We start from the raw sequence: 15060 nt of genomic DNA on the forward strand, positions 1-15060 counted from the left end.
ACGGCATCCCGAGATTCATTTTATCCAAGGCGATATCTGTGAGTGTGACTTCCTGAAAAATATCATTTTATAACGGCATGGGACAGTATTTAGCATGTACCCTTGAAAGAGCAAGAAAACCTTATTGCTAAAATAGTAGCAAGCTTAAATGTTAACGGAGTAGTTATATTTTCTTTTGATGCTACTGTTCAAAAAGGTGAGTATTCTGCCTTTATCGCTTCAATCAAAGGATTAACCATAAGTAAAATAAGCTTTGCTATGAATGCTCATCCCTGTAAATTAACCTTATAGATTGTTCGATAAATAACCGGGCATCAGGCCACAATAGGGAAGTTGATAAATGTATTCAGAGTTAGCCATTTTGGCTGTTTTTACTTTATGTTACAGCTTGGTCGCAGGGCGATTTGAACGCTCAATGATTTCTGGCCCTATGGTGTTCGTGGTGGTGGGTTTTGTGCTCGGCCCATCTGCTCTGAATTGGCTGGGTAGTGACCTTGATGGTATTGGCATTAGGGTGTTTGCAGATATTACCTTAGCCATAGTGTTATTTTGTGATGCATCAAACGCCAATTTAACTGTACTGCGTAAGCACATTAATATCCCAACCAGAATGTTACTTTATGGTTTGCCCGGGGCAATTTTATTAGGCTTTTTGGCAGGCTTTGTATTATTTCCTAATCTCGGTGTCTTTGAAATCGCAGCGTTAGCCACCATGTTAGCTGCAACCGATGCTGCTTTAGGTAAGGCGGTGGTTTCAAGTCCTATTGTGCCAGCACCATTACGTGAAGGTTTGAATATAGAAAGTGGTTTGAACGATGGTATCTGTGTACCGATCTTATTTGTTTTTCTAGCGTTAGCGGCAGGTAGTGTTGCTGAAGGAGCGGTATCAGAATTAGCAGTACACTTTTTAGTTGAAGAATTAGGCATTGGGTTGCTGGTCGGTTTAAGCGTGTCGTTTATTGGTGCTGGTTTAATAAAGGCATGTTATAAAAAAGGCTGGATAACCGAGATTTGGAGCCAAAACCTTGTGTTAAGTTTGGCGCTGTCTAGCTTTGCCATCGCCCAAGAGTTAGGTGGCAGTGGTTATATAGCAGCATTTTCTGGCGGCTTGTTGTTTGGTTATTTATGCCAAGAGCATAAACATAAATTGTTATTACCAACCGAAGGTATTGGCGAAATTATGGCGCTTCTGACATGGTTATTATTTGGTGCATTTGTCATTGGAAATGCCTTTCACGAGTTTACTTGGACTATGCTGATTTATGCCTTACTCAGCTTGACCATTGTTCGTATGTTACCGATATTTTTGTCATTGGGCCGTGCTGGTGGCAATATCCCTTCTAAAATTTTTCTAGGCTGGTTTGGACCTCGGGGCCTTGCATCGATAGTGTTTGTTATTATCATGCTGGACAAGGATTTACCCGGCGGTAATTTTATGGCCATGACGGTGACTTGTACGGTGTTCATTAGCCTGATATTACATGGAATGTCTGCACAGCCTTTAGCTAAATGGATCAGTAAAAGGGCAGATTAAGTCCTGATTTAATAGGGAAGTGAGAGATTAGCTATCTCTCCCTTAATTTTTTGTCAGCAGCAAACAAAGCTAATCCCCATTCATGTTACGCCATTCACTTTTCACTTTTCACTATTTAAGATTTTATTCTTTGGTTTCACAGCACATATTAGATTAAAAATCGTTAAGCTTGATGTTGTTATTGATTGGTATTTGCTAATCTAAGTTAATGATTTGTTATTACATAAAAAGGAATTTATATGAACAATGCTGTAGTGAAAGCGATTAAAGCCAATAAGTCGTTATTGTTATTTATCATGTTAATGTGTGTTTTTCGAAGCGCTGTTGCAGACTGGTATACCGTGCCGTCAGGCTCAATGAAACCGACTATCATTGAAGGTGATAGATTGTATGCCGATAAAATGGCTTATGATTTACGAGTACCTTTTACGCACATTTCGCTTTATAAGATTGCAGATCCTCAGCGCGGCGATATTATTATTTTCGAATCTACTGCTGCTGATAATAGACTGGTTAAACGTGTCATTGGCATACCAGGGGATGTCATTGCATTGACGGATAATGTGCTCAGCATTAATGGAAAGACATTAGCCTATCAACCAATAAGTGCAACTGATTCATCCGAGGACAAAATTGAGCAGTTATTCTCTGAAACTAGCACGGTTAACCATTTCGTTCGTACCAGTAATAGTGGCTCTAGGCTTTCAAATTTTTCTGAGGTTACCGTACCAGAAGGTCATTACCTAGCACTAGGCGATAACCGTGATCATAGTTCTGATTCTCGAGTGATTGGTTTTGTACCTAGAGATGAAATCATAGCCAAAACATCCAGTGTAGTAATGTCATTTGACTATGATAATTACTACATTCCACGTTCAGAGCGCTTTTTACATAGCTTAATTAAGGGCTAAACTTTCATAAGCAAGATCATAAGCTTTGCCTAAATCTACGGTTTTAGGTTTAGCTGACTTGTGGTCTGCTTCTCGTTTATCGGTTGCTCTTATTGTGGCTGGATGAATAAAAACGATAGCTGGCTTCAATGTCGCCAATAAAGCACCTTCCAATAAAAAAGTCCCCGCGCCGCCAGCACCTTGTCCTGTTGTAGATCGTCTATTAATAACTACTTTTTCAATATTATTGGCATCACAATATTGTGAAATTTGCTCTATCAGAATTTTCACTTCCGCTTGCTGAGGGTGCTTGTCTACAGCCAGTTTATTGAACTTTGGATTAATGAGTTCATGTGCTGTTCTTGTGCCCGTTAACGTCACTATCCGCATTTCATTTGCTTTAAGCATGATTCCCATTACATTCATGATATGTTCTCTTTTGTCATTTTTATTTGGTCAAATCAGCCTTTTGAAGGCGCTGACAGATAAACTTAATCGGCTATCACTTAATCGGCTATCACTTAATTTACTATCACTTAATTTACTATCACTTAATTTACTATCACTTAATTGATTAGGGTGAAAATCATTATGATAATTATAGTGATAATAGCGCACTAACTTAACATGATACTGTTTATTTATACAGCATTTGTGATTGGCGTTATTGAAGGCTGATATAGAGGTATATCTTGTCTTTGTAGTGGTTTTTTTGCTGTGTTAGTGGATATTTTAACCATTGGCGCTTTTTTCATTAACTGAGTTCAGCAAGGGAAATTTGGGATGTACGACAAATTCATTTGTATAAAATAAGAAGGCTATAAAAATTATAATCTTATAGCCTTTTGTATATCTTAGTTAGCAGCTTGTCTAGAAAGTTATTAGCCTAAGAATAACTGCATGATTATCAAGCAGATTAATACTGGGCAAACAAACTTCACATAAACAGGCCACATACGCCAAAAGTAGCTATCTTTATCAACGCCTTGTTGCTGTGAAATTGCTGCAAGTAACGAATTCCTATGCCAAACCCAGCCTAAATATATCGCAATACCCAAGGCAATTAATGGCTGTGCTCGTTCAGTCGTTATGGTGATGATCAAACCAAATAACTCATTAAAGTTAAACACAATCACGCAAGCAACAGTGGCGATAAACGCGCCGACGACTAAACTGGCACTGTTACGTGTTAAGGACGTTTTTTCAACTAAATAGCTGGTGGGTACTTCTACAATTGACATTGCCGAGGTCAAACCGGCAATGGTCATTAATGAAAAAAACACGATTGCTAATAGATATTGGCTGATCCCACCTAAAGAATCAAAAAGCGCTGGTAATACACTAAACACTAAGGTGTCAGAATTTAGTAAACTGCCATCGTCAGCGAAAATTTGTACGCCATTGTGCTGGGCCACATACATGGCTGGAATAATCATTAACGCGGCTAGCAATGCGACGCTGGTGTCCATTAAGGTAACGTATGCGGTTAGTTTAGCTATGTTTTCTCGTTTATTAAGGTATGCACCGTATACCATCATGGCGCCAGTACCCACAGACAGTGAGAAAAAGGTTTGCCCTAATGCGCCCATTAACACCTCTGTATCTAATACCCTCGAAAAATCAGGCACAAATAATACTGACAAACCTTGCATTGCCCCTGGCTGGGTTAAAATATAGATAGCGCCAGCGACTAACATGACTAGTAACAGTGGCATCAATCGTTTTGACCAACGCTCAATTCCTTGCTGTACCCCTTGGCGGATCACCCATATCACCAGTGTGATAAACAATAGGGTAAAGACTAAATTTCTACTGATAGAAAAGTCCATTAACCAAGCAGCCACCTCAGCTTGGTTCGCCATCTGTGCCACTGGCGCTAGGGCAAAACTGACAAACCAGCCTGATAGAATGCTGTAGAAAGTACAAATAAGCGTGGCAGTGATAATTGAAACAAGTCCGATACTTTTAGCTATCTTTTTGGCTAAGGGCTTATTAGCAAGTTTAGCCATTGCATCAGCTGGATTAGTCTGTCCGTGACGACCAACCATTAATTCAGCCATTAACATAGGAAAGCCCAGCAGTAAAATTAACACGGCATAGACAAGTAAAAATGCACCGCCGCCATGGGTTGCAGCTTGTGTAGGGAATCCCCAGATGTTACCAACACCAACAGCAGAACCTGCTGCGGCCATAATAAAACCAATACGAGAACTAAATTGGCCAGATGATTTTACGCTCATGTGTTTAACTCTATAGACGCTAATAATTGAAGAGCGCGCATAGTAATGTCTTGAACCTTTTAAGCAATAAAAAATATTGCTAACTAAATCTTTTTAGTGACTTTTAATGTGGCTTAGTTGTTAATATGTGGTTTTTTATTGCGATTTAATTGTTTTTGGTGATATTTAATTGTTTTACAGTGAGCAGATTTTCTCATCAGCGCAATTAAATATTAGTCGAGTTAATTTTCAAGAAAGTGATCTGCCGCAGGCGATGATGTTTTAATGTGCAATGATGTTCGGGCTATCACAGCTGAAGAGAAACAAATAAAAGCCTTTCAAGAACAGTGAAGGCATTGAGTCACATATTAGTGAGTGTTTATTCCTAGGGCTAGGGTAAGGGGATAGCTGTGCTACTTTTTACTTTTTTTAAGACAAAACTAGAATTAATACCAGCAATATGCGCATTGGTGGTTAACTTATCTAATAAAAACACCTTATATTGCTGCATATCAGTGACTAACACCTTTAAATAGTAATCAGCTTCACTGCCAGTAATTAAGCTGCATTCTTGCACTTCATCATATAAGGCAATATCTGCTTCAAATGCCTCTAAAATGGCAGCGCTGTGTTTTTCTAGTCTCACTTGAATATACACGGTTAATGCTAGCTTAAAATGATCTGCATTTAATAGGGTGGCATAACCACTAATGTAACCAGCATCTTCTAATGCTTTGACTCGCCTTGAGCAGGGAGAAGGTGACAAGCCTACTTGTTCAGCTAAGTCTTGATTTGATAACTTACCCGATGCTTGCAGTAATTTTAAAATGTGCAAATCGGTCTTATCAAGTGTCAGTTCTGCCATCGGTGTTCCTCAAAATGTTGTCTCACTCATGTCATTAATTAAGTGACATCAATAGATCTTATTATAATAACTGCTGTTGATTAAAACCGATCTTATACCAAAGATGACATTTTATCGAAGCCGTTATTAATTAACGGTTACGGGCTGTGGTTCTGATGCGGCTTGCTTTCCCCACTGATGATATTCTTGCTCAAACAACTCTTGTTTAAGGTTATCGATTAACTGCATGGCGTCTTGTTCTGTTAGTCCAAAATTGCGCAATAAATCCAGTCCACGTAATAAAGTACTTTCAATATAAACAGATCCTGCATATTTCACCCCATGCTTATTTAAGTAGAATTCTTCCGCTCTTGAGTTTGTGCGAGCATAGATATCTAACTGTTTGTAATGAGACAGCATTAACGCAAGTCGTTTTAGTCTTTCTGAACCAGTTGCTGAAATAAAAGCGGCTTTTGCAACCTTTAACTGTGCCTTTTGCTGAATACCACTATTGAGGATGTCGCCGAAATGAGCATTTAGCCCTAATGCTTTACCTCTTTTAACGCATTCATAGTCAATATCGTAAGCAGCGTAGGAGATATGAGCTCTATCAGCCAGTAGAGCGATTAAACGGCCAACTTCATCTAAACCGATAATTACCAGTTGATTGTCAGCTGCGTGAGGATCATGACTGTCATTATAACGGTCAGTGATAAACTGTAAACTGAGCCAATTACCTAATTTATTCATAAAAGGTGTAATAATCATACTGATACTAATGATAATAAAGCCGACAGCTGCGTTATGACTGTCTAGCACGCCAGCGACAGTACCAATGCCTAATAATACGAAGGCAAATTCACCCACTTGGCTAAGGGTAAAACCCGTCTTGATGCTCACGGTTAAGCTTTTACCATCTATTAACGCTAATGTAATAAATACCAAGGTCTTAATCAGCACTGCAGCAGCTAACCAAATTAAAATTGTGCCAAAATCGCTTAAAAGTACTTCGGGGTTGATGGACATGCCCACTGACAGGAAAAATAACCCCATCAGTGCTTGTTTAAGTGGTGTTACCACTTCTTCTAACATTAACTTGAAATCAGAAGTTGATAGCAACATACCTAATATAAAAGCGCCTAAAGTTTGTGAAACCCCAGCGACACTAGACAGCCATAGAGTGGTAAAAATCACCACAAACAAACTTAACGCAAAGGCTGATTTGTTTTGACTGGTAATACTCATTTTTAGGCAAAATGGTAAAATATAACGGGCTAGAATGAACACACAAACCATCAAGCCAATTATTAACATGCTGGTATATAAACCAGAATTCGCATTGGTATTTTGTTGATGCGCTAAAATCGGAATTAGCGCCATTATCGGCACGACACTGATATCTTGAGCCATGAGATTCGAAAATATGTTTGTGCCGTGTGGGGTGTTGAGCTGTTTTTTCTCTTGCAGTAATGTCATCACCACAGCGGTAGAAGACTGTGAAAAAATGGCACCAATTACAAAACCCACTTCCCAAGCCAAACCCATAACAGTACCCAGCAGAGAAAATAACGCTGAGGTTAACAATACCTGACCAAAACCTTGAACAATAATGGTCTTTCTCATACTCCATAATTGTTGTGGCTTCATATCTAAGCCTAAAGTAAATAAAAACAAAACCACACCAAAATCGGCAATATTTTGTAAGGTTTCAATATTGGTTGTGGCAATAGGACCAGGTGTGTGTGGTCCTAAAATTATTCCTGCGACAATAAAACCTACAATGGTACCTACGCCTAATCGGGCAAAAATAACAATGCTTATAGTAATGATACTTAACGCAATAATTGCGGGGAGTAAGTAATTATTGATATCCATGAATGTTCCATGATGTTTGAAGATCTGCGAATATTTAAACGGTTTTGTTCACTGCTTACTTTGGGACATACACAAAGGTGCGTAAAACAATAGTGGTTAAATTGTTATTTGTTTATATTTTAACAAGTTAAACTTCGCTTTATAAATCTTCATTGATGGATTAAACCCTACATAGGAATTCAAATAACCTATAAACTTTTAGGTGAGTTTAGGGTGATTTTTTATTCTTCCGCAATGAATTTGTATTCTGATATGTGTTTTTAAATAAATCCTTATTTTATTTCAATAATGTGTTTAGTTCTTGTTGACTAAAATGCAATTCGACATTACTTTCTTTTTCCAATATTAATCTTCTTTTAACAAGGTAAAACCTAATGACAGAGCCATCTGCGATCAGTTTGATCCCGCCTTTGGTTGTAATAATGTTAGCCATATTTTTACGCAGACCGATTTTAGCCTTAGTGGTAGGGGCAATTGTCGGCTTAATCTTGCTCGAGCCCAGTGACGTGTTGAATAATTTTTCGGAAATTTCGCTCAGCGTGATGGCCGATGAAACCATTGGCTGGCTGATCTTAGTGTGTGGCACCTTTGGCGCTTTGATCGCGTTACTCGTCAGAACTGGCGGCGCGTTTGCTTTTGGCAAAAAAGCCTTGTTGGTTGCAACAGGGCCAAAGTCATCATTAATGATGACGTTTGTATTAGGTGTGGCCATTTTTATTGATGATTACCTTAACGCGCTCACTGTGGGTGAGACCATGAAGCGCGTCACCGATAAATATAAAATCTCCCGTGAGATGCTCGCATATGTGGTTGATTCTACCGCAGCACCTATTTGTGTGTTGGTGCCTTTATCCACTTGGGCAGTGTTCTTCTCTGGTTTATTAGTGGACAACGGCATTGCCGAATCGGGGCAGGGCATTGCGGTATATATGCAGGCGATTCCTTATATGCTCTATGCCTGGGTGGCGGTGATCATGGTGCCATTGGTTATTTTAGGGGTAATACCGCTAATTGGACCGATGAAAAAAGCAGAACTTAAAGCTAAACAAGGTATTGGTATTCCTGTTGATGAGTCTGCAGAAACCCACACCAGCGATGACTATGGGGTAAAGGCCATTGAAGACAATTTCAGTGCCGCCGACGAACAAGGCAAGTTACATAATTTTTTAGTACCCATCATCTTATTAGTCGGTTTTACCGTGTACTTTGATATTGATGTTTGGCTTGGATTATTGGCGACGATGGCTATCACCATTCCTTATTATACCGTGCAAAAATTAATGCCGTTATCTGATATGATGGAGCAAATGATTGATGGTTTTAAAAGTATGTTACCTGCCATTGGTACTGTAATTGCTGCATTTATATTTAAAGATGTTTGCGATAAATTATTGCTGCCACAATTTGTAATTGAAAGCTTAAGCCCCTATATGACTGCGCAAATGTTACCAGCAGTGGTATTTGTCGCAATGGCGGTTTTAGCGTTTGCTACGGGTTCAAGCTGGGGCATCTTTGCTGTCTCCATCCCCATTGTGATGCCGTTAGCCCAAGCTGTTGGCGCGGATATGCCACTCGTAATAGGCGCGCTGCTTTCTGCGTCATCTTTTGGCAGTCAGGCGTGTTTTTATAGTGACTCCACCGTACTCGCTGCCCAAGGTGCAGGCTGTAATTTAGTTAGCCATGCGGTAACGCAATTACCTTATACGCTTATTGCCGCTGGCATTACCTTTATTGGGTTTATTTTTATTGCTTAGAATATAAGTTCATAAGTCGAGGTTATCGCATTAAACCCGTGTTGATACTGAATGATTGTCAGTATCAACAAGGTTTTTTTATGGGATATTAATTATTACTAAATCAACCGTGGAGTCGGTGACAAATGGTGCTAGCTAATCAACAAGCGTTAACTAAGCAAACGGATTTTGAAGCTTTCACTGGTTGCAAGTTGGCCCTGATTTTTGAAGGTAAATTAGTGGTGTATTTACGGGATGATAAAGCCAGCATTCCTTTTCCAAATCAATGGGACTTTCCCGGTGGTGGCCGCGAAGGCAAGGAGTCGGCCCAGGAGTGTGTGCTTAGAGAGTTACATGAAGAATTTGACATTAGGCTGCCAATAGAGCGTTTGATATACAAACAGCGGGGGATTAATCAAACTGCAAATGGCCACTCCTACTTTTTTGTCGCTTATATTACTCAAACTGAACTAGATGCGATTAATTTTGGCTCAGAAGGCCAATATTGGCAATTGATGACGATTACCGATTATTTGGCTCATCCAGCTGCAATAGCGCCATTAAAACAAAGGTTACAGCAGTTTTTAGCAACGAATTAACGCGTTTATTGAGTCACTCATTAATACAGAGCTCCTAAAAAGTTAAACCTGCATATTAAGGATGTTCATGTACCTACCTAAAAAATCACAAATGCAGTCTAACGAGGCTTTAGACTTTATCCAAGAGTTTGGCTTTGCTCTGCTTAGCTCGAGCGATTTACAAGCCTCTCATCTGCCATTAATCCTTAAAACTGATGCTGACGGTAATCACACGTTATATGGCCATATGGCAAAAGCCAATAATCATTGGAAAACATTGGATTTACAATCTGTGCTGGCGGTATTTGCCGGGCCTCATGGGTATATTTCACCTACTTGGTATGACGGTTTTCCTGCGGTGCCAAGTTGGAATTATGCTGCGGTACATGTCACTGGTACTTTTGAGCTAACTGATAACAATGAAACCATTTTGCATTTAACTGACACCATCGCTAAATATGAGCCTGAATTATTACAACATGGTGGTTTTATTCCGAATGACTACCGCGATAAATTGGCTAAAGCCATTGTGGGTTTTAAAATTTCAATTACTTGCATCGAAGGAAAACTCAAGCTAGGTCAACATCGCTCAGAGGCTGATCAACTTGGGGTATTAGCGGGTTTGGCCAATTCGACAAACTTAGATGCTCAGCAGTTATATCAATATACTAAGCAAGTGTTGGGGTAAACATAAGCTTGGGCAGCGATGTGTGTTACTTAAACTGAATAAATCTTAGTTAAGGGGCGTTAATGCAGCAGTTAGGCAACAAGGGTTATGTTATTTCAACGGATCAAAATAAATTAGATATCAGCGTTATTCACGGTTTTATCTCACAAAGCTATTGGGCCAAAGGGGTGCCGATAACAGTATTAGCTAAGGCCATTGAGCATTCTTTGTGCTTTGGGGTATTTACTGACCAAGGCGAGCAAGTTGGTTTTGCCCGCCTTATCACAGATAGAGCCACATTCGCCTATCTAGCTGATGTGTTTATTACTGATCAACATCGAGGAAATGGTTTAAGTAAGTTACTCATCGAAAAGGTGATAAGTCACCCAGATATACAGGGATTAAGGAGAATGATGCTGGCCACAAGGGATGCTCATGGCCTTTACGCTCAATATGGTTTTCTGCCGGTAGATAATCCGGAAATCTTAATGCAAATTTGGCGGCCAAACATTTATCAGCAAGCACAAAATGATACTTAATTGTGGCTTGTTGACAGTGTTTGAGCGCGCTTTAAATAACCACTTAATGGCAACCAAATTAACCCGCACAATAACCCACTTACGACGCCAATTAAGTGAGACTCTGTGGCGACTCTGGCATTGATCAGCTCACTGACGCTGTCACTGGCGCCAAAATAGGTTTCATAACCGGCTTTGATGATGACCCCTAACAATAACAAATAGCCTGATTTAAAGCCTTTTCGGATATCAAGTAGCGCGCCAAAAGTGAAAAGTCCGTGTAATAGCCCGCTTAGCCCCACATAACCCTTTAGTTCTGGGTAAAACCAATATAAGCCGAGTCCTTCAAGCATTGCCAAACTCAAAAATAAGCCTGCGAGTTTAACGCTATGCTGTTTGTAGTGGGTCTCATGCAAAAACAAAATCACCCAAAAACCGGCTAGGTTCATTAGTAAATGCCACAAGTTAGTATGCAGAATATTACCACTAAGCAGTCGCCACCATTCACCTTGGGTAATTGAGTCATAGCGATAAGCCAGTAAACTGTCGATATCTATTTGTGCAAGAGGCAGTAAATTTAAGGCAAATAATGCCGCGCAAATGACGCTCACTATAGTTGCAAAAACATATACGCCAATTTGAGTTTGCTTATTTGCCATGTCAGTAACCCTATTTTAAGCTTTAGCCATTTTTTGATTAAGCTCAGCCATTACAGTGTCAGCGTTAGCTAAATAATCATCTAAACCACGTTGGCGAAGGGTGCAGGCTGGGCAATCGCCACAACCACAGCCCTTTATGCCGTTGTAACAGGTAAGGGTTTCATTTCTGACTAAGGTTAATGCTTGGTATTTATCTGCTAGTGCCCATGTTTCAGCTTTGTTTAGCCACATTAACGGGGTGACAATTTGTAATGGTTTATCCATACCTAACGCCAATGATTGCTGCATAGACTTGATAAATTCATCACGACAATCAGGATAGCCAGAAAAGTCTGTTTCACACACGCCAGTGATAATGGCATCGCACCCTAACTGATAAGCATAAATGCCCGCTAAGGTTAAAAAGAGAATATTGCGCCCAGGGACGAAGGTATTAGGCAGTCCATTATTCATGATCTCATGGGATACCGGAATTGAATCTCGAGTAAGCGCAGACACCGCAAGCTCATTGAGTAAACCCACATCCATGACTTTATGGCTGGCAATGTTTAATTCTTTAGCAAGTGATTGAGCAATTTCAATTTCTTCACGGTGACGCTGGCCATAATCAAAGGTGATGGCATGCACTTCGTCATATTGAGACATTGCTTGAATGAGGCAGGTTGTAGAGTCCTGACCTCCGCTAAATACGACAATTGCTTTAGACATTTTTTTCACCATATAAAATTTAAATATATCAACATGTTCCCAGAGCAGACTCATTGAAACAGTTAGTTAATTGAAGCCGTTGATTACTGGCTAAATTATAACGACATTAAGGATAACTTTCATGGTTATTTAACTTTTGATTAGTAGAATTTTAGTGAGATTTTTATAGCAGTGACCTTTTTGTAAAAGCGGCTATTAATAGGCTGATTAATAATCAGCTTTCATCAGACATATGTAATTAGTTGGCAGGTAATCTAATAAGCAGTCATTATCATGGCCGTTAATGGTTGCAGCTACAGTGAAAATACACTATAAATGCGCCCTTACTGAGAATAAGGCAGCTAAATGAAATATCCAGTTAATGAAGTTTTTGAAACCATCCAAGGTGAGGGCACCTTTACCGGCGTTCCAGCAATTTTTGTTCGTTTGCAAGGTTGTCCTGTTGGTTGTGCTTGGTGTGATACCAAACAGACCTGGGATGTATTAGAAGCAAACAAGGTTTCTCAACAACAAGTTATTGCAGTGGATGGCACCATTGGTCGCTGGGCAAATCATGATGCGCATTCATTATTAACTGCATTTACTGAAAAAGGTTTTACTGCAAAACATATTGTCATTACTGGTGGCGAGCCATGTTTATATGACCTAAGTAAGTTAACCAGTCATTTGATTGAAGCTGGCAACAGCGTGCAGATTGAAACCAGTGGTACTTTCGAGGTTCATTGTCATGAGCAAGTCTGGGTTACCGTGTCACCAAAAGTAAATATGAAAGGCGGCTATAAAGTCTTAAAGGCGGCGCTAGAGCGCGCTAATGAAATTAAGCATCCCATCGCCACCCAAAACCATATTGATGAACTTGATGAGTTATTAGTGGATATTGATGTATCTAATAAAACCATTTGTTTACAGCCTATTAGTCAAAAACCTCGGGCAACTGAACTTGCCATGAAAACCTGTATAAGCCGTAATTGGCGCTTATCAATTCAGACCCATAAATATTTAGATATCGATTAACTAACATATTGAAAAATAATCCCGCCTAATGTCAATTGGGCGGGGTTATTTTTTATAACTGATTTTATGGCTAAATTTTTATAACTTCCCCAAACAACCACTGCTGTTAAAATGTTGCAACTCTAGGTCAAATTCTTCAGTACAACCGATATTGTTATTAATCCATTCATTATTATAATAGGTATCTAAATAGCGCTCACCAGAATCACACAGCAAGGTCACTAACGAGCCTGTTTCGCCTTTTTGTTTCATCTGACAGGCTAACTGCAACACGCCATATAAATTAGTCCCCGTTGATGGCCCTACCTTACGGCCAATATGCTGTGCTAACCAGTTCATGGTCGCAATAGATGCTGCATCAGGGATTTTTTTCATTTCATCCACTACACCTGCGATAAAAGACGGTTCAACCCTTGGGCGACCGATGCCTTCAATATTACTGCCTTTATCGCTGGTAATACTTGCATCACCATTTATATAGTAGTCATAGAATACCGAATTTTCAGGGTCTACCACGCACAGCTTAGTATCAAGTTGTTGGTAATTAAGGTAGCGGCCAATGGTTGCTGAGGTACCGCCAGTGCCTGGGCTCATCACAATCCATGCTGGAATTGGATGTGGCTCTTTTTGCATCTGATTAAAGATAGAGTCAGCAATATTGTTATTGCCGCGCCAATCGGTGGCGCGCTCAGCATAGGTAAATTGATCCATATAATGGCCATTGAGTTGCGCTGCTAGGCGCTGAGATTCTGCATATATTTGGTCAGTTTTGTCGACGAAATGACAACTACCACCATAAAACTCAATTTGTTGGATTTTCTTTTTCGCGGTTGTGGCTGGCATTACCGCAATGAACGGTAGGCCAAGTAACCGAGAAAAGTATGCTTCAGATACTGCAGTACTGCCAGATGATGATTCTATGATGGTGGTATTTTCATTAACCCATCCATTTGAAATCGCATACAGAAACAAAGAGCGGGCTAAACGGTGTTTTAAACTGCCAGTTGGATGGGTGCTTTCATCTTTAAGATAAATGTCGATGCCAGTTAATTGTGGAAGTTCTAACTTAATTAAATGTGTATCGGCGCTGCGTTGAAAATCAGCTTCTATTTTAGCTATGGCTTGATTAACCCATTGTTTAGACATCTGACATCCTAAGTTTGCTGTAATCGGATTATCTTAAAGATAAATAACAAGATCAGGAAGTTAAATTCTAATGTTTTATGAACAAGGTTACATTTTGACGCTAGACAGCAAATTAATAATCGATATCAATAATTGACTAGGATAAGGCTGTGAAGTTGAAACTAAGCAAATCTTGATGATAAAACTGAAGTGAAACTACTGAGAATTGAAATTGAGCTAATTTGAGTGAGCTAACTTGATGAACTGAAGTGACTAGAAGAAATGGTGGAGGGAGAAGGATTCGAACCTTCGAAGGCTGAGCCGTCAGATTTACAGTCTGATCCCTTTGGCCACTCGGGAACCCCTCCACATATTTTTTCTTTTTTACGTCAATCTAACTGGGTATAACTTTACATTTATATCTTTAAATATTAGCAATCAATTTTAACTATGTTGACCACATAAATAAAATCAATTTTAAATATTTTTGCTAATGAATGGTGGAGGGAGAAGGATTCGAACCTTCGAAGGCTGAGCCGTCAGATTTACAGTCTGATCCCTTTGGCCACTCGGGAACCCCTCCACATATTTTCATTAACGCTGTTACTTTTTACTCGTGTTACCTCTAATTTATGCTGGCCACATAAAATAGATTTTTAATGAAGCATAAACCGATAAATGGTGGAGGGAGAAGGA

At 39.6% G+C, this 15060-nt stretch carries 15 protein-coding genes and 2 tRNA genes; 8 read left to right on the forward strand and 9 right to left on the reverse strand.

Annotated elements, in window-relative coordinates:
- Positions 1-102 precede the first annotated feature (102 nt).
- The 3 genes from AB4140_RS02615 to lepB all read left to right on the forward strand — a co-directional run bounded on the left by AB4140_RS02615 (position 103) and on the right by lepB (position 2445).
- Positions 103-291: a hypothetical protein gene (locus AB4140_RS02615; RefSeq protein ID WP_102519505.1), complete on the forward strand. Its 189-nt coding sequence runs from the start codon at positions 103-105 to the stop codon at positions 289-291.
- Between the two features lie 49 nt (positions 292-340).
- Positions 341-1534: a cation:proton antiporter gene (locus AB4140_RS02620; protein ID WP_371999688.1), complete on the forward strand. Its 1194-nt coding sequence runs from the start codon at positions 341-343 to the stop codon at positions 1532-1534.
- Between the two features lie 239 nt (positions 1535-1773).
- Positions 1774-2445 (forward strand): signal peptidase I, encoded by a 672-nt coding sequence (gene lepB, locus AB4140_RS02625; RefSeq protein ID WP_102519507.1) that lies wholly within the window; start codon positions 1774-1776, stop codon positions 2443-2445.
- Here lepB and AB4140_RS02630 read toward each other — a convergent pair.
- From AB4140_RS02630 to AB4140_RS02645, 4 genes are all read right to left on the reverse strand, one after another.
- Positions 2431-2850, reverse strand: a complete 420-nt coding sequence (locus AB4140_RS02630; protein WP_102476710.1) for a DUF3010 family protein — start codon at positions 2848-2850, stop codon at positions 2431-2433. The genes lepB and AB4140_RS02630 overlap by 15 nt on opposite strands.
- A 455-nt stretch (positions 2851-3305) precedes the next feature.
- Positions 3306-4664, reverse strand: coding sequence for a sodium-dependent transporter (locus AB4140_RS02635; RefSeq protein ID WP_102476711.1), 1359 nt, complete (start codon positions 4662-4664; stop codon positions 3306-3308).
- 370 nt (positions 4665-5034) lie between these two features.
- The gene (locus AB4140_RS02640) at positions 5035-5508 is read right to left on the reverse strand and encodes an Lrp/AsnC family transcriptional regulator (protein WP_102519508.1); all 474 of its coding nucleotides are present in this window, start codon (positions 5506-5508) and stop codon (positions 5035-5037) included.
- Positions 5509-5634: 126 nt separating this feature from the next.
- Positions 5635-7362: a cation:proton antiporter gene (locus AB4140_RS02645; protein ID WP_371999691.1), complete on the reverse strand. Its 1728-nt coding sequence runs from the start codon at positions 7360-7362 to the stop codon at positions 5635-5637.
- A gap of 374 nt (positions 7363-7736) precedes the next feature.
- Between AB4140_RS02645 and AB4140_RS02650 the strand changes: the two genes are divergently transcribed.
- The 4 genes from AB4140_RS02650 to AB4140_RS02665 all read left to right on the forward strand — a co-directional run bounded on the left by AB4140_RS02650 (position 7737) and on the right by AB4140_RS02665 (position 10879).
- On the forward strand, positions 7737-9116 hold the full coding sequence (locus tag AB4140_RS02650; RefSeq protein ID WP_371999693.1) for a Na+/H+ antiporter NhaC family protein: 1380 nt from the start codon (positions 7737-7739) through the stop codon (positions 9114-9116).
- 125 nt (positions 9117-9241) lie between these two features.
- Positions 9242-9694, forward strand: coding sequence for an NUDIX hydrolase (locus tag AB4140_RS02655; protein ID WP_371999695.1), 453 nt, complete (start codon positions 9242-9244; stop codon positions 9692-9694).
- A gap of 67 nt (positions 9695-9761) precedes the next feature.
- Positions 9762-10361: an FMN-binding negative transcriptional regulator gene (locus AB4140_RS02660; protein WP_371999697.1), complete on the forward strand. Its 600-nt coding sequence runs from the start codon at positions 9762-9764 to the stop codon at positions 10359-10361.
- A gap of 62 nt (positions 10362-10423) precedes the next feature.
- Positions 10424-10879 (forward strand): GNAT family N-acetyltransferase, encoded by a 456-nt coding sequence (locus tag AB4140_RS02665; RefSeq protein WP_303414451.1) that lies wholly within the window; start codon positions 10424-10426, stop codon positions 10877-10879.
- Here the strand turns inward: AB4140_RS02665 and rrtA are convergent.
- Positions 10876-11517, reverse strand: coding sequence for a rhombosortase (gene rrtA / locus AB4140_RS02670; RefSeq protein WP_102435564.1), 642 nt, complete (start codon positions 11515-11517; stop codon positions 10876-10878). The genes AB4140_RS02665 and rrtA overlap by 4 nt on opposite strands.
- A gap of 15 nt (positions 11518-11532) precedes the next feature.
- Positions 11533-12225 (reverse strand): 7-cyano-7-deazaguanine synthase QueC, encoded by a 693-nt coding sequence (gene queC, locus AB4140_RS02675; RefSeq protein WP_198589275.1) that lies wholly within the window; start codon positions 12223-12225, stop codon positions 11533-11535.
- Positions 12226-12570: 345 nt separating this feature from the next.
- Here queC and queE point away from each other — a divergent pair, with 345 nt between their 5' ends.
- Positions 12571-13239, forward strand: coding sequence for a 7-carboxy-7-deazaguanine synthase QueE (gene queE, locus AB4140_RS02680; RefSeq protein WP_102519513.1), 669 nt, complete (start codon positions 12571-12573; stop codon positions 13237-13239).
- Positions 13240-13317: 78 nt separating this feature from the next.
- Here queE and AB4140_RS02685 read toward each other — a convergent pair whose 3' ends face one another.
- From AB4140_RS02685 to AB4140_RS02695, 3 genes are all read right to left on the reverse strand, one after another.
- Positions 13318-14385, reverse strand: a complete 1068-nt coding sequence (locus AB4140_RS02685; protein WP_102435558.1) for a PLP-dependent cysteine synthase family protein — start codon at positions 14383-14385, stop codon at positions 13318-13320.
- A 262-nt stretch (positions 14386-14647) separates the two neighbouring features.
- A tRNA-Tyr gene (locus tag AB4140_RS02690) sits at positions 14648-14732 on the reverse strand.
- Positions 14733-14862: 130 nt separating this feature from the next.
- Positions 14863-14947: transfer RNA gene (locus AB4140_RS02695), tRNA-Tyr, on the reverse strand.
- Between the last annotated feature and the right edge of the window lie 113 nt (positions 14948-15060).

Origin of the sequence: Shewanella sp. 10N.286.51.B2 (assembly GCF_041469265.1) — a bacterium.
Taxonomy (GTDB): Bacteria; Pseudomonadota; Gammaproteobacteria; order Enterobacterales; family Shewanellaceae; genus Shewanella.

What these genes read in the sequence shown, in the direction of transcription:
- AB4140_RS02685 (WP_102435558.1), bottom strand. Translation starts at nt 14,385, where the DNA reads ATGTCTAAACAATGGGTTAATCAAGCCATAGCTAAAATAGAAGCTGAT.
- AB4140_RS02630 (WP_102476710.1), bottom strand. Translation starts at nt 2,850, where the DNA reads ATGAATGTAATGGGAATCATGCTTAAAGCAAATGAAATGCGGATAGTG.
- lepB (WP_102519507.1), top strand. Translation starts at nt 1,774, where the DNA reads ATGAACAATGCTGTAGTGAAAGCGATTAAAGCCAATAAGTCGTTATTG.
- AB4140_RS02640 (WP_102519508.1), bottom strand. Translation starts at nt 5,508, where the DNA reads ATGGCAGAACTGACACTTGATAAGACCGATTTGCACATTTTAAAATTA.
- AB4140_RS02645 (WP_371999691.1), bottom strand. Translation starts at nt 7,362, where the DNA reads ATGGATATCAATAATTACTTACTCCCCGCAATTATTGCGTTAAGTATC.
- queC (WP_198589275.1), bottom strand. Translation starts at nt 12,225, where the DNA reads ATGTCTAAAGCAATTGTCGTATTTAGCGGAGGTCAGGACTCTACAACC.
- rrtA (WP_102435564.1), bottom strand. Translation starts at nt 11,517, where the DNA reads ATGGCAAATAAGCAAACTCAAATTGGCGTATATGTTTTTGCAACTATA.
- AB4140_RS02660 (WP_371999697.1), top strand. Translation starts at nt 9,762, where the DNA reads ATGTACCTACCTAAAAAATCACAAATGCAGTCTAACGAGGCTTTAGAC.
- AB4140_RS02665 (WP_303414451.1), top strand. Translation starts at nt 10,424, where the DNA reads ATGCAGCAGTTAGGCAACAAGGGTTATGTTATTTCAACGGATCAAAAT.
- queE (WP_102519513.1), top strand. Translation starts at nt 12,571, where the DNA reads ATGAAATATCCAGTTAATGAAGTTTTTGAAACCATCCAAGGTGAGGGC.
- AB4140_RS02620 (WP_371999688.1), top strand. Translation starts at nt 341, where the DNA reads ATGTATTCAGAGTTAGCCATTTTGGCTGTTTTTACTTTATGTTACAGC.
- AB4140_RS02635 (WP_102476711.1), bottom strand. Translation starts at nt 4,664, where the DNA reads ATGAGCGTAAAATCATCTGGCCAATTTAGTTCTCGTATTGGTTTTATT.
- AB4140_RS02655 (WP_371999695.1), top strand. Translation starts at nt 9,242, where the DNA reads ATGGTGCTAGCTAATCAACAAGCGTTAACTAAGCAAACGGATTTTGAA.
- AB4140_RS02650 (WP_371999693.1), top strand. Translation starts at nt 7,737, where the DNA reads ATGACAGAGCCATCTGCGATCAGTTTGATCCCGCCTTTGGTTGTAATA.